Source organism: Bacillus sp. FSL M7-0791, from assembly GCF_038627085.1.
Taxonomy (GTDB): domain Bacteria; phylum Bacillota; class Bacilli; order Bacillales; family Bacillaceae; genus Bacillus; species Bacillus safensis.
In genome coordinates, this window is the sequence record NZ_CP152022.1 from 2,486,169 (window position 1) to 2,499,802 (window position 13,634).

At 43.3% G+C, this 13,634-nt stretch carries 13 protein-coding genes and 1 riboswitch; of the genes, 1 reads left to right on the forward strand and 12 read right to left on the reverse strand.

Features of this window, described 5'->3' with window-relative positions; all coding sequences use genetic code 11:
• Positions 1 to 32: 32 nt before the first annotated feature.
• From MHI08_RS12800 to MHI08_RS12815, 4 genes are all read right to left on the reverse strand, one after another.
• Positions 33 to 494: a thioesterase family protein gene (locus tag MHI08_RS12800; RefSeq protein WP_024427168.1), complete on the reverse strand. Its 462-nt coding sequence runs from the start codon at positions 492 to 494 to the stop codon at positions 33 to 35.
• 121 nt (positions 495 to 615) lie between these two features.
• Positions 616 to 1,380, reverse strand: coding sequence for a succinate dehydrogenase iron-sulfur subunit (sdhB, locus tag MHI08_RS12805; protein WP_111292405.1), 765 nt, complete (start codon positions 1,378 to 1,380; stop codon positions 616 to 618).
• A gap of 1 nt (position 1,381) precedes the next feature.
• Entirely contained in the window at positions 1,382 to 3,142 is a 1,761-nt protein-coding gene (gene sdhA / locus MHI08_RS12810; protein WP_024423212.1) for a succinate dehydrogenase flavoprotein subunit, read from the reverse strand.
• Between the two features lie 37 nt (positions 3,143 to 3,179).
• Positions 3,180 to 3,788 (reverse strand): succinate dehydrogenase cytochrome b558 subunit, encoded by a 609-nt coding sequence (locus MHI08_RS12815; RefSeq protein WP_024423213.1) that lies wholly within the window; start codon positions 3,786 to 3,788, stop codon positions 3,180 to 3,182.
• A gap of 283 nt (positions 3,789 to 4,071) precedes the next feature.
• Between MHI08_RS12815 and MHI08_RS12820 the strand changes: the two genes are divergently transcribed.
• Complete coding sequence (locus tag MHI08_RS12820) at positions 4,072 to 4,515, forward strand: YslB family protein (protein ID WP_024423214.1); 444 nt, start codon at positions 4,072 to 4,074, stop codon at positions 4,513 to 4,515.
• 154 nt (positions 4,516 to 4,669) lie between these two features.
• On the opposite strand, the gene MHI08_RS12825 is transcribed toward MHI08_RS12820, so the two are convergent.
• The 8 genes from MHI08_RS12825 to MHI08_RS12860 all read right to left on the reverse strand — a co-directional run bounded on the left by MHI08_RS12825 (position 4,670) and on the right by MHI08_RS12860 (position 13,520).
• Entirely contained in the window at positions 4,670 to 5,905 is a 1,236-nt protein-coding gene (locus tag MHI08_RS12825; protein WP_048239045.1) for an aspartate kinase, read from the reverse strand.
• Between the two features lie 132 nt (positions 5,906 to 6,037).
• A riboswitch (Lysine riboswitch) is annotated at positions 6,038 to 6,215 on the reverse strand.
• A 61-nt stretch (positions 6,216 to 6,276) separates the two neighbouring features.
• On the reverse strand, positions 6,277 to 8,049 hold the full coding sequence (uvrC, locus tag MHI08_RS12830) for an excinuclease ABC subunit UvrC (protein ID WP_024423216.1): 1,773 nt from the start codon (positions 8,047 to 8,049) through the stop codon (positions 6,277 to 6,279).
• A gap of 139 nt (positions 8,050 to 8,188) precedes the next feature.
• Complete coding sequence (gene trxA / locus MHI08_RS12835) at positions 8,189 to 8,503, reverse strand: thioredoxin (protein ID WP_007501629.1); 315 nt, start codon at positions 8,501 to 8,503, stop codon at positions 8,189 to 8,191.
• Positions 8,504 to 8,749: 246 nt separating this feature from the next.
• Positions 8,750 to 10,228 (reverse strand): alpha-N-arabinofuranosidase, encoded by a 1,479-nt coding sequence (locus MHI08_RS12840; protein ID WP_339240091.1) that lies wholly within the window; start codon positions 10,226 to 10,228, stop codon positions 8,750 to 8,752.
• A gap of 75 nt (positions 10,229 to 10,303) precedes the next feature.
• Positions 10,304 to 11,281: an electron transfer flavoprotein subunit alpha/FixB family protein gene (locus MHI08_RS12845; RefSeq protein WP_044335323.1), complete on the reverse strand. Its 978-nt coding sequence runs from the start codon at positions 11,279 to 11,281 to the stop codon at positions 10,304 to 10,306.
• A gap of 43 nt (positions 11,282 to 11,324) precedes the next feature.
• On the reverse strand, positions 11,325 to 12,098 hold the full coding sequence (locus MHI08_RS12850) for an electron transfer flavoprotein subunit beta/FixA family protein (RefSeq protein WP_248350924.1): 774 nt from the start codon (positions 12,096 to 12,098) through the stop codon (positions 11,325 to 11,327).
• Positions 12,099 to 12,129: 31 nt separating this feature from the next.
• Entirely contained in the window at positions 12,130 to 12,909 is a 780-nt protein-coding gene (locus MHI08_RS12855) for an enoyl-CoA hydratase (protein ID WP_339240094.1), read from the reverse strand.
• Positions 12,910 to 12,935: 26 nt separating this feature from the next.
• Positions 12,936 to 13,520: a TetR/AcrR family transcriptional regulator gene (locus tag MHI08_RS12860; protein WP_024427175.1), complete on the reverse strand. Its 585-nt coding sequence runs from the start codon at positions 13,518 to 13,520 to the stop codon at positions 12,936 to 12,938.
• Positions 13,521 to 13,634: the final 114 nt, after the last annotated feature.

Consider the following 13,634-nt stretch of genomic DNA (forward strand, 5'->3'; position numbering starts at 1 on the left):
AAATGAAGCTTACACGTTGCTGAGGCTGCATGCTACCCATTTCGCTGAGCTTGAAATGTCTCTTTTTCTTCTTCTGTAAATGGGACTGCTGCGCCTGTTTCTTTATTAATTTGCACCATGGTAACTGAGCCTGTAAAGCATGGTTCCTGCTGCTCGTTTTCTCCTAAATAATGAAGGATAAGTGAGCTTGATCCGACTTTTTCCGGCTTTACATACACACGAAGCCTCTCCCCAATCTCCACCTGTTTGATGTAGTCACATTGCAGGTTTGCCACGACTGTAATTGTCTCTTTCACACGTTTTATTCGTTTATCCACAATTCCTGTTTTTTGAAAAAAGGCAATCCGTGCTTCTTCAAAATACACAAAAGGGGTGACATTGTTCATATGGCCGAACATATCCGTTTCTGAAAAACGGACAGTCGTTTCGACATAAAATCGAAAGGATGCCCTCCATTCTTCAAATGGTTCCTCAATATATGATGGAAGTCTCACTTCATCATCTCCTTATTCATCAATAAACGCCTCTCCCATATTGGAAGAGGCGTTTATTTTGTGTTCCATCCAGCCTCTTGTAAACACTCATCATGATTGGCAAAGAGGACTGAATGTGATGTTATTCTGCGTGATCGCTTCCGAAGAAGTTACGGAAAGCTTGTAATGTTGTATCTCGGTTAAGTGCTGCAATTGACGTTGTCAGCGGGATTCCTTTCGGACAAGCCTGCACACAGTTTTGAGAGTTCCCGCAGTTCGCAAGACCGCCGTCTCCCATAATTTCTTCTAGACGGTCAGACTTATTCATCGCACCTGTCGGATGTGCGTTAAATAGACGAACTTGCGAAAGCGGAGCAGGGCCCATAAAGGAAGACTTATCATTTACGTTTGGACAAGCTTCAAGGCAGACACCACATGTCATACATTTAGAAAGCTCATACGCCCATTGACGTTTTTTCTCAGGCATTCTTGGTCCAGGTCCAAGATCATATGTGCCATCGATCGGCACCCATGCTTTTACTTTTTTCAAGGAGTTGAACATGCGGCTTCTATCAACCTGCAAGTCTCTCACGACCGGGAATGTCTTCATCGGCTGGAGACGAATCGGCTGATCTAACTGATCAATTAGTGCTGTACATGACTGGCGCGGTGTTCCATTAATAACCATGGAACAAGCTCCGCACACCTCTTCAAGACAGTTCATGTCCCAGTTGATCGCTGTTGTTTTTTCACCTTGTTTATTGACCGGGTTACGTCTAATTTCCATGAGTGCAGAAATGACGTTCATATTCGGACGGTAAGGGATTTCGAATTCCTCATCATAAGACTTTCCATCTGCTGTATCTTGACGTGTGATTATGAAATGAATTGTGTTTTTTTCACTCATCTTATTTCTCCACCTTTTTCTTCGAGTAATCTCGTTTACGAGGTGCAATTAACGATACATCGACGTCCTCATAGTGGAATGCAGGCTTTTGATTTTTCCCTTTGAACGTAGCCATCGTTGTTTTAAGGAATTCTTCATCGTTTCTTTCTGGGAATTCCGGTTTATAGTGTGCGCCTCGGCTTTCATTCCGGTTATATGCCCCGATCGTAATGACTCTTGCCAGCTGAAGCATATTGTCAAGCTGACGTGTGAAGGCAGCGCCTTGGTTGCTCCATGATGCGGTATCATTGATGTTGATCTTCTTGTAGCGCTCCATTAGTTCTTCGATCTTCTGATCTGTTTTTAAGAGTTTGTCATTGTAACGAACCACTGTAACGTTATCCGTCATCCATTCTCCAAGCTCTTTATGAAGCACGTACGCATTTTCTGTTCCGTCCATGCTGAGGATGTTGTCCCATTTCTCCTGCTCTTTCTTCACGGCGCTGTCAAATAGTGCAGAAGAAAGGTCTTCCGCAGATTTTTCAAGACCGTTAATGTACTTCACCGCATTTGGTCCAGCGACCATTCCGCCGTAAATCGCAGAAAGAAGTGAGTTTGCACCAAGTCTGTTTCCGCCGTGCATTGAGTAATCACATTCTCCGGCAGCGAATAGACCTTTGATATTCGTCATTTGATCATAATCGACCCATAATCCGCCCATAGAGTAATGAACAGCCGGGAAGATTTTCATCGGCAGCTTACGCGGGTCGTCACCCATGAATTTTTCATAGATTTCAATGATTCCGCCAAGCTTAATATCAAGCTCTTTTGGATCTTTGTGAGAAAGATCAAGATATACCATGTTCTCTCCGTTGATGCCAAGCTTTTGCTCGACACATACGTCAAAGATTTCACGCGTTGCAATGTCACGCGGTACAAGGTTCCCGTATGCTGGGTATTTTTCTTCAAGGAAGTACCAAGGCTTCCCGTCTTTATATGTCCAAACACGTCCGCCCTCACCACGAGCTGATTCACTCATAAGACGAAGCTTGTCATCTCCTGGGATCGCTGTCGGGTGAATTTGAATGAATTCTCCATTTGCATAATGCGCACCTTGCTGATAGACGATAGATGCTGCAGATCCAGTGTTAATCATAGAGTTTGTTGATTTACCGAACACGATTCCAGGACCGCCTGTTGCCATGATGACTGCATCTGATCGGAAGGATTCAATTTCCATTGTCGTCAAGTTTTGCGCGACAATCCCGCGGCATACTTCCTCGTCATCTAAAACAGCGCCAAGGAATTCCCAGCCTTCATATTTCGTGACAAGTCCTGCTACTTCATAGCGGCGAACCTGCTCATCCAGTGCGTATAATAGCTGCTGGCCTGTTGTAGCTCCAGCAAACGCTGTACGGTGGTGCTGTGTTCCCCCGAAGCGGCGGAAGTCCAATAATCCCTCTGGTGTTCTATTAAACATAACACCCATACGATCAAGTAAGTGGATAATGGACGGCGCTGCTTCACACATTGCCTTTACTGGCGGCTGGTTGGCTAAGAAATCTCCGCCGTATACCGTGTCATCAAAATGCTCATAAGGTGAATCCCCTTCACCTTTTGTATTGACCGCTCCGTTGATTCCGCCCTGTGCACATACAGAATGCGAACGTTTCACAGGTACGATTGAAAATAGTTGAACAGCTGTTCCCGCTTCTGCTGCTTTAATAGTTGCCATGAGACCAGCTAAGCCGCCTCCGACAACGATGATGCTAGAATTACTCATTGTAGCCCCTCTCCCTCTTCTACTAATCTATTTCCTCTTAAACAAAAGCGAAAATTGCTCTTAGCCCTACATATGAAAGCGCTATAAATATACCTAATGTCACATATGTGGAGATTCGTTGTGAGCGTGGTGAAACGGTAATTCCCCAGCTGACAGCAAATGACCACAAGCCATTAGCAAAGTGGAAAATAGTAGATAAAACGCCGACAATATAGAAGCCTAGCATAAATGGAGAGCTTAAAATATTCGCCATCATGTCATAGTTGACTTCAGCTCCAAGCTGAGCTTGAATTCGTGTTTCCCATACGTGCCAAGAGACAAAAATCAATGTGATAATACCTGAAATCCTTTGCAATCTGAACAGCCAGTTTCTTAAGTAACTGAAGCGAGACGTGTTGTTTTGTGCCGTAAAGGCTATGTACACCCCATAAACAGCATGATAGATCAGTGGTAAGAAAATCACGAACAGCTCAAGTGCATATCTGAAAGGAAGCTGTTCCATAAAGTGTGCAGCTTTGTTAAACGCCTCTGGTCCATTTGTCGCAAAGTGGTTAACCACTAAGTGCTGTATTAAAAATAGACCGACCGGAATGACGCCAAGCAAAGAATGCAATCTCCGATAAAAAAATTCTTTGTTCCCCGACATTACTTTACCCCCTAGTAAAAAAAGTGCAATTGCTTGAAAATTGTCTTACCCCCGCTTCTTTCAAATGTAAGCACTTTATTCAAATTTATTGACAATTTCATTTTACTCCTATGTCAAAAAAGCGTCAAGAAACCGCGTACATAAATTAAAATTTTCCGAAATTTAAAAGTTTTAAATCAAAATTCGTTTTACTACAATAAGAATTTCTTAGACTTCAGGGAAAACTCTGTCATCATATGCCCACATAAGCTATAATAAATTGTTGAAAGAGGGGAGCCGTACAATGAATAAATTCGAATCTAACTTAGAACAGCTAAAAGAAATTGAAGTCAATGGATTTGCCTACGAGCTGATACGCGAAGTTCTGCTGCCTGATATTCTTGGTCAGGACCATTCATCTATGATGTATTTTGCGGGTAAACTGCTTGCTCGTAAATTTCCTCAAGAGTCATGGGAGAAGATCCCCGAATTTTTCCATGATGCCGGATGGGGGACTCTCACGATGGTCCATTCGAAAAAACAGGAAATTGAGTTTGAGCTCGAAGGTCCACTAGTATCAAATCGACTCACCTATCAAAAGGAGCCATGCTTTCAGATGGAAGCGGGTTTTATTGCTGAACAAATTCAGCTTCTGAATGAGCACGTGGCTGAATCCTACGAACAAGTGAAAAAGCGTGCTGAGAAAGTCATTTTAACCGTTAAATGGGATTTAAGAGACCCTAGCTAATACTCTTGATAAAAGGCGCGGACTTCAGGTCACGCCTTTTTTATATGTCTACATCTATCATAGCATACTTAATGAATGGGTTTACGCCCGTTTCAGCCGTTTCCATATAGAAAAAAGAGGCGACCCTCTTTCATGAGATCACCTCTTTACCTTTTTAAGAGTGAGCAGCGGCGCTCACCTTTGATAAATCAAACGCGTCATGCAGCGCTTCAACAGCTTTGACCATATCATCACGGCCAACGACCGTTGAGACTTTGATTTCAGACGTACTGACCATTTTCACTTGAATGTCTTTTTGCGCTAACACAGCAAACATTTCAGCAGCTACTCCTGGATTTGAGACCATTCCAGATCCCACGATGGATACTTTCGCTAATTTGCTTTCTGTCTCAATCTGCTCGTAGCCAAGCGCCCCTTTATATTCTTCTAATACTTCAACTGTTTTGGACAAATCATCCGTTTTGACAGAGAAAGAGATCGACGTCTGATTGGTGCTTGTGACAGACTGAATGATGATATCGACATTGATATTCTGTTTCGCAAGCGTCGTAAAAATGGTCGATAATGTTGTTAAACCACTTGAAAGCCCGCAAACTGTCACACGTGTAATCTGATCTTCAAATGCAATGCCTCTGACGACTAAGTTTTGTTCCATGGATGATTCCTCCTCAATTAACGTACCCGATTCATTTTCAATACTAGAACGGACTTCTAGTGGGACTTGATAATTTTTCGCAAATTCAACAGCTCTTGGATGCAGAACCCCAGCTCCTAAATTAGCCAGCTCAAGCATCTCATCGTATGAAATGCCTGCAAGTTTCCGCGCAGATGATACATAACGCGGATCTGTCGTAAACACTCCTGGTACATCTGTGTATATATCACATTTATCAGCTTTTAGTGCGGCAGCCAGTGCCACAGCTGTTGTATCTGATCCGCCGCGGCCAAGAGTTGTGATATGTAAGTCATCTGCAATTCCTTGGAAGCCTGCCACAACAACGACTTTCCCCGCACTTAATTCCTCTTTTATTCTTGATTCATCAATGTCCACGATTCTTGCATTTCCGTGTACGTGCTCTGTTTTCATACCAGCCTGCCAGCCTGTAAAGGAAATGGCATCATAGCCTCTTGCTTGTAGCGCCATCGATAATAATGAAATGGTCACTTGCTCACCAGTTGCGAGCAGCATATCCATTTCTCTTTTGCTTGGATCGTCTGTAAGTTCTTTCGCTAGGTCTACTAGAACATCCGTTGATTTGCCCATCGCTGATACAACCACAACCACATCGTGTCCTGCCTCGCGTTCAGCGATCACTCTCTCTGCGGCATTGCGAATTTTTTCTGTCGACCCAACGGAAGTTCCGCCAAATTTTTGTACAATTAGTCCCATGTCTACCACCCTTTTTCAAAAGTTCACGTGTGAGAGAAGAGGCAGCTTGGAGACTGTCCGCTCACTGCAAATAAAAAAGCAATGAGAGAACAAATCTCCCATTGCTTTAAAATCATCATTAAACGATGCAAACAATGAGATAGCCCTCCAAGAAATGAATTCTTGACAGCCCTACATTTCTTCAATGTACAGCCAGCGAATAAAATGAGTGGATTTTATTCACTTCGGCGACGCTCCCCTTTCAGCCCTCTTCTTAGATCCCATCGATCTCCGAAGGCTTACTCTTGAAGTTCGCACCTCTATCTTCAACAAACAACACGTTCATTTATTAAATTAGTCACATCTTAACAGACTTTTGGTAAAAGTACAATCTATTTTTTTAATGCTTCCATTAAAAGTTCAGCCGTCTGTTTCGGAATGCCAGCCTCCTGAAAGTCTTGGATAGAGGCTTCTTTCATCTTTTTCACAGAGCCAAAATGTTTGAGGAGCTGCTTTTTACGCTTTTCTCCGATACCTGGTACATCGTCTAAAATAGACTGGAATGCATTTTTTCCGCGCAGCTGCCGGTGAAAGCTAATGGCGAACCGGTGCACTTCATCTTGAATGCGCTGCAATAAGTAAAAGGCCTGGCTATTCCGCTCCAGCGCAACAATTTCAAGTGTATCTCCCATCATGAGATTCGAAGTCCGGTGTTTTTCATCTTTTACAAGACCTGCGACTGGGACAGACAGATTCAATTCATTTTCAAGCACATCGATAGCTGCGTTGATCTGTCCTTTTCCTCCGTCAATTAAAATTAAATCCGGCAGCGGCAGTTCATCCTTTAACACGCGGGTATATCGTCTTCTAATGACTTCACGCATGGATGCATAATCATCTGGCCCTGAGACGGTTTTAATTTTGTATTTTCGGTATTCCTTTTTATAGGGCTTCCCGTCCTGAAAGACGACCATGGCAGAAACCGGGTCTGCTCCTTGAATATTTGAGTTATCAAATGCCTCGATTCTGTATGGCATATAAATATTAAGCGCATCCCCGAGCTGCTTCACCGCACCAATTGTCCGCTCTTCATCACGCTCAATGAGCGAAAACTTTTCTTTTAAGGCGATTTTGGCATTTTGATGCGCAAGTAAAAGCAGATCCTTTTTCTTTCCTTTTTTCGGCTGGTGAACGTTCGTCTCAAGCAATTGCTCAATCATCTCTTGATCGACACTGTCCGGAACCAGAATTTCCTTCGGCAGAAAATGGTTGTTCTTTTCATAAAATTGCCCCATGAACGTGAGGAACTCCTCTTCAGGGTCCTGATACATTGGAAACAGGCTCACGTCACGTTCAATCAATTTCCCCTGTCTGATAAAGAAGACTTGGACACACATCCAGCCTTTATCATAGGCATAGGCAAAGACATCTCGATCTGATAAATCACTCATCGTCATTTTCTGTTTTTCCATCGTTGAGTCGATATATGCGATTTGGTCTCTCAGTTCTTTTGCCCGTTCAAACTCTAAATTTTCAGCAGCTTCCTGCATCTTTTCGGTGAGTTCTTTTTTGATTTGCTGATGTCCCCCGTTTAGAAACCTTGTGATTTCGTCCACGAGCTGCTTATTCGTTTCCTCGGAAATGTCATACACACATGGCGCAAGACATTGTCCAAGATGATAATAAAGACAGACGCGGTCAGGAAGGGTGGCGCATTTTCTCAGTGGATATAAGCGGTCGAGCAGCTTTTTTGTTTCTCGAGCTGCTTGTACGTTTGGGTATGGACCGAAATATTTTCCTTTGTCCTTTTTTACATTGCGGGTGACGATCAGCTTAGGATGGCGTTCATTCGTAATTTTTATAAAAGGATATGTCTTGTCATCCTTGAGCATGACATTGTATTTTGGGTCATATTTTTTGATTAAATTCAGCTCTAAAATGAGCGCCTCGATATTAGAAGAGGTGACAATGTATTCAAAGTCTTCAATTTCACTGACAAGCCGCTGCGTTTTGGCGTCATGTGATCCAGTGAAATAAGAGCGCACCCTGTTTTTTAAAACCTTTGCCTTTCCTACATAAATGATCGTATTTTGTCTATCTTTCATTAAGTAACAGCCTGGTTGATCCGGCAGGACTGACAGCTTTTCTTTAATTAGTTTGTTCATATTTTCATCCGTCCTTGTTTTCCTCTTTCACTCCTTCTAGTGTATCACGAACATTTGTTTTATACCATGTTGAAAGAAAAGCGGCTCTCGTCTTTACGAGAACCGCTTCAATGATTATGTCGCTTGGACATAGATCGGTTTATAGATGTTTGTTGACAAGCTCAGCAAGTGCTTCTTTTGGTTTGAAACCAACAGAAGTTTCTACAACTTCACCGTCTTTTAAAACAAGAAGTGTTGGGATACTCATAACGCCGTATTTACCAGCAGTTTCTTGGTTATCGTCTACATCAATTTTTACAATTTTCATTTTGTCGCCCATTTCTTGATCAAGTTCTTCAAGAACTGGAGCAATCATTTTACAAGGTCCACACCATGGTGCCCAAAAGTCTGCAAGAACAACACCTTCTGCAGTTTCTTGTGAAAATGTTGCGTCAGTAGCTTTTACGATTGCCATTATTCATTCCTCCAATGTAAATTATGCTTTTTAGTATAGCATCTACCAATGTGACTTGCGAATGAAATGCTTACGAATCATTTTTTAGGAAATGAATTAAAAAACAAACCGTATAATCGCACCAATAACAACAATCGCACCGATGATCATTAGAATGGTTCTAAGCATATGACATGACACCCTTTCCGCTTCATTTACAATGTATGATGCCCCAACATTCTTCTCATCAAACATCGAAATATGCAATTAAGCGAGGTCGACAGTTATCATGACCACTGACATTGGCGGCAGCTCCACCGTTAGTTCGCCGGACTTTACAGTCATTTTGTGAAAGTCTTTTGGCTGAACAGAATGAGGTTCATCGAATGTATTATGGGCATTCATGCGATCGGCCGTCAGCACACGTCCAATGACTTTCGTTTGTTCATCAATCCCTGCAATGGCAAGGGATATCTCTATTTGTTCATGCGGATTCAGGTGACAGTAGCTAATATGCATCTTCCCTGATGAACGTGAGGCTGACACACTGACCTGAGGAATTTTTTCACCTCTTCGTTCATACGGGGGTGAAACGAACTCTACTTCAAGCGCTTCTTCCTCTTGATGCTCTTGAAACATGTGAAATACATGATACGTAGGCGTCAGAAGCATCTTTTCGTCCTTTGTTAATACCATCGCTTGCAGCACATTGACCGTCTGAGCAATATTTGCCATATGAATCCGCTCGCAATGGCGATGAAAAATATGAAAATGGAGGGCGGCCACAAGGGCGTCTCTTAGTGTGTTTTGCTGATATAAAAACCCAGGATTTGTCCCTGGCTCTGGGTCATACCATGTCCCCCATTCATCAATAATCATCCCGATTCGCTTGTCTGGGTCATAACGATCCATGATTTCTCCATGGTCTTCGACAAGCCGTTCCATCTCATAGGCCTTTTTCAGCGTGATAAACCATTCATCTTCATCAAATTCAGTTGCTGACCCCTTTTTCTCCCATGTACCAGGTACGGTGTAATAATGTAAACTGAGCCCATCCATCCACGGTGCAGCCTGCTCCATCAATACTTTCGTCCAATTCACGTCATTAGAGTTCGCGCCGCAGGCGATTTTATAAATACGCTGCCCTGCAAATTCTCTTACGTACGTTTGATAGCGTTTATATAAATCTGCATAGTATTCAGGCGTCATATTCCCGCCGCAGCCCCAGCTTTCATTGCCTACACCAACATAGGTCAGCTTCCAAGGCTCTTGTTTTCCATTTTGAATGCGCCAGTCTGACATAGGTGTCCCATTTGGAAATGTCATGTATTCGACCCAATCGGCTAATTCTTGAACAGACCCGCTTCCCACATTGCCGCAAATATAAGGCTCACATTCAAGCAGCTCACACAATGTCATAAATTCATGCGTACCAAATGCATTGGATTCAACCGTACCACCCCAATGGGTATTGACCATCGGCTTTCGTTCACTGAGATCACCTACACCATTTGCCCAGTGATACTCGTCTGCGAAACAGCCTCCCGGCCACCTCAGCACCGGAATATGTAATGCTTGAAGGGCCTTCAGCACATCGGTACGAATTCCCTCAATATGATCAATCTCTGAGTCTTTTCCTACCCATATCCCGTCATAAATCCCTCTTCCTAAATGCTCCTGAAAGTGCCCATAAATGTGTTTAGAAATGTGTCCGATCACGTCATTGACTTTGACTGTCCCCTTCACTTGTCAACCGCTCCTTTTCTGCTTGATCACATACAAAAAAACCCAGAATACCTAGGCATTCTGAGTGTATGAGCGTTACGAGTGGATATTCATCTTTTTTAACTCTTCATTCAAAAGCGGTACCACTTCAAACAAGTCACCAACGATTCCGTAATCGGCGATTTTGAAGATTTCCGCTTCGGGGTCTTTGTTGATTGCCACAATGACTTTACTGTTAGACATTCCCGCTAAATGCTGAATCGCTCCTGATATCCCGCATGCAATATAAAGGTCAGGTGTGACGACTTTTCCCGTTTGACCAATTTGCAGGGCATAATCACAATAGTCAGCGTCACAGGCGCCACGCGAGGCTCCGACTGCTGCCCCCAGCGTCTCAGCGAGTTCATTCAGCGGTTCAAAGCCTTCCTTGCTCTTAACCCCGCGCCCTCCAGCAACAATGACCTTTGCTTCCGATAAATCTACACCTTCTGACGTTTTTTTAATGACTTCCTTCACGATCGTCCGAAGGTTCTGAATATCGACAGAAACCGGTGTGATTTCTCCGCCTCGTGACGCATCCCGCTCAAGTGGTGCCACGTTGTTTGGCCGGATGGTTGCTAGAAGCAGACGGTCTGTCGAAATGACTTTTTCAAAGGCTTTTCCAGAGTAAATCGGTCTAGTGAAAACAAGATGTTCACCGGTAACGCTTACATCGATCGCATCTGAAATCAAGCCAGTCTGGAGACGTGCAGCTATTTTCGGCGACAAGTCTTTTCCGATCGACGTATGGCCAAAGAGCACAGCATCCGGATCGACCTGATCTAATATGGCTTGAAGTGCCTGCGCAAAACCATCTGACGTATAATATGAAAGGTGCGGATGCTCCACAATCATGACATGATCCGCTCCATAGTAAAGCAGTTCATCTGCTAGGTCTTTGACGTCATCCCCTATTAACACGCCAATGACCTCACCGCCATCTGCCACTTTGTGAGCGGCAGCAATGGCTTCAAATGTCACATTTCTTAACTTACCGTCACGACTTTCTCCAAGTACAACAACTTTTTTACTCATCTTCAAGCTCCCCCTTGTTCTCGTGATATCGTAAAGTGGATGTTTAGATGACTTTTGCTTCATTTCTGAGTAGATCTGTCAGTTCTTTGACTTGATCCTGAAGCTCGCCGCTCAGCACCTTGCCACCCTCTTTTTTCTCCGGTAAGAAACGTTCAATTGTTTTGATTTTATGTGGTACATCGTCTTCATCCAGATCTAAATCATCAAGTTCCAATTCTTCTAAAGGCTTTTTCTTTGCCTTCATAATGCCTGGTAATGATGGATAGCGAGGCTCATTGAGTCCTTGCTGAGCTGTGACGACAAGCGGGAGTTCGGCAGAAATGACTTCCACATCCCCCTCTGCATCTCGTTCAATCGATACAGAGCCGCCGTCAATTTGAATACTTGTTATCGTAGTCACATATGAAAAACCGAGTAATTCAGCAAGACGCGGGGCTACCTGTCCAGAGCCGCCGTCAATTGCTACATTCCCTGCTAAGATCAAGGAAGCTTCTTTGTCTTTTAAATAGTGATAAAGAATGGTAGAAGCTGAATATTGGTCCCACTCTTCTAAGTCATCCTCCACATTTAATAAGACGGCCCTGTCACAGCCCATAGCAAGCGCTGTTCTCAGCTGTTTCTCTGCATCCTCACCGCCAACTGTCACAACGGTCACTTCTCCCCCGTGCTCATCGCGAAGCTGAATGGCTTCTTCAATGGCATACTCGTCATAAGGGTTAATAATGAACTCTGCTCCATCTTCTTGAATTGCACCAGACTGAATCGAAATTTTCTCTTCCGTGTCAAACGTACGCTTCATCAAAACAAATATATTCATTTATTTCTCCCCCTTGTGTCGTACTTATCCCTTATTCCCCTTTAAAGTTCGGTTTGCGCTTTTCGATAAAGGCCTGGATGCCTTCTTTGGCGTCATTTGATTGGAAAACCTCACCAAACTTTTTGGCTTCAAGCTTCATTCCGCCGTCATATGAATACAATTTTGTGGCGTTCAATAAATCAAGCACATATTCAAGTGATTTTGGGCTTTTCGCGGCAAATTTCCCCGCAAGTGTTTTAGCCGCTTCGAGCGCTTCTTCCTCTGTTTCTGCCAGCTTTGTAACAAGGCCGCACGTAAATGCTTCTTCACCTGTAATCGGTTCAGCTGTTCCCATCATTTCAAGTGCTTTAGCAGAACCAACGTAGCGCGGGAGGCGCTGCGTGCCGCCGAATCCTGGAATAATGCCAAGGTTTAGTTCTGGCAGTCCAAGCTTTGCATCTTTTGTTGCGATTCGGATATCACAAGACATAGCAAGCTCAAGGCCCCCGCCTAATGCTGCTCCGTGAATCGAGGCAATGACTGGCTTTGGACACTGTTCAATCCGTTCAAAGACTTGCTGTCCTCTATCAGCGAGGCTTGCATAATCAGACTCTTCCTGTAAAGTCGTAAATTCTTTAATATCAGCACCTGCTGAGAAGAATCTGCCTTCTGCGTGGATCACAATCGCTCTTACTTCTTCATTCTGTTCGAGCTTATCAAACATGTCATTAAGCTCAGTAAGCAGCTGAGAGGATAAGGCATTTGCAGGCGGGTTCTGAATCGTGATGAGCGCTGTCTTTCCTTCATGATGTAAGCTGAGTATTTTTTCCATGTCAATCATCCTTTTTCACATTGTCTTTAGGATTGATGTATTCCGTTTAACAGCAGATCATGTACACTTTCTGCGAGTGCAGGCAGATCATACTTTTGATCATTCATGACCCATGTTGTTGCGGTTTCATCAATCGTCCCAAATACCATTTGTCTTGCTAAGCGGACATCTAAATTTTGTCTGAATTCTCCTGTTTTCTTTCCTTCTGTTAAAATCGACTCGAGCATATTTAAATACCCTTTTAGCACCTCATTGATTTTTTGCCGCAGCTCAAGGTTTGACTGCCTGAGTTCAAGCTGTGTCACAAGAGCCAAATGATGATTTTGCGCCAGCATGCGAAAATGCTCCTCAATCAGCAGTAGTAGCTTTTCTTTGGCAGACGGCTTCTTTTGAATATCTGTCTCCATCCGTTCGATGAATTGTCCCATTTTTTCTTTGAACAATGAGATGAGAATATCCTCTTTGTTTTTGAAATAAAGATAAATGGTTCCGTCTGCCACCCCTGCTTGTTTCGCAATCTTTGAAACTTGTGATTGATGATAGCCGTTCTCCGCAATCACCACAACTGCTGCATCAATAATTTGCATGTACTTCGGTCTTTTCTGCTTCAATGTGCTTCGTCCCTTTCTAAATTGAATGAGCATTCATTCATAACTTTATGTTAAAAAGAAACGGGTGATTTGTCAAGTGATCTTCTTCTTTCTTTTCAACCTTTATCATACCAG

What these genes read in the sequence shown, in the direction of transcription:
- sdhB (WP_111292405.1), bottom strand. Translation starts at nt 1,380, where the DNA reads ATGAGTGAAAAAAACACAATTCATTTCATAATCACACGTCAAGATACA.
- sdhA (WP_024423212.1), bottom strand. Translation starts at nt 3,142, where the DNA reads ATGAGTAATTCTAGCATCATCGTTGTCGGAGGCGGCTTAGCTGGTCTC.
- MHI08_RS12815 (WP_024423213.1), bottom strand. Translation starts at nt 3,788, where the DNA reads ATGTCGGGGAACAAAGAATTTTTTTATCGGAGATTGCATTCTTTGCTT.
- MHI08_RS12820 (WP_024423214.1), top strand. Translation starts at nt 4,072, where the DNA reads ATGAATAAATTCGAATCTAACTTAGAACAGCTAAAAGAAATTGAAGTC.
- MHI08_RS12825 (WP_048239045.1), bottom strand. Translation starts at nt 5,905, where the DNA reads ATGGGACTAATTGTACAAAAATTTGGCGGAACTTCCGTTGGGTCGACA.
- uvrC (WP_024423216.1), bottom strand. Translation starts at nt 8,049, where the DNA reads ATGAACAAACTAATTAAAGAAAAGCTGTCAGTCCTGCCGGATCAACCA.
- trxA (WP_007501629.1), bottom strand. Translation starts at nt 8,503, where the DNA reads ATGGCAATCGTAAAAGCTACTGACGCAACATTTTCACAAGAAACTGCA.
- MHI08_RS12845 (WP_044335323.1), bottom strand. Translation starts at nt 11,281, where the DNA reads ATGAGTAAAAAAGTTGTTGTACTTGGAGAAAGTCGTGACGGTAAGTTA.
- MHI08_RS12850 (WP_248350924.1), bottom strand. Translation starts at nt 12,098, where the DNA reads ATGAATATATTTGTTTTGATGAAGCGTACGTTTGACACGGAAGAGAAA.
- MHI08_RS12855 (WP_339240094.1), bottom strand. Translation starts at nt 12,909, where the DNA reads ATGGAAAAAATACTCAGCTTACATCATGAAGGAAAGACAGCGCTCATC.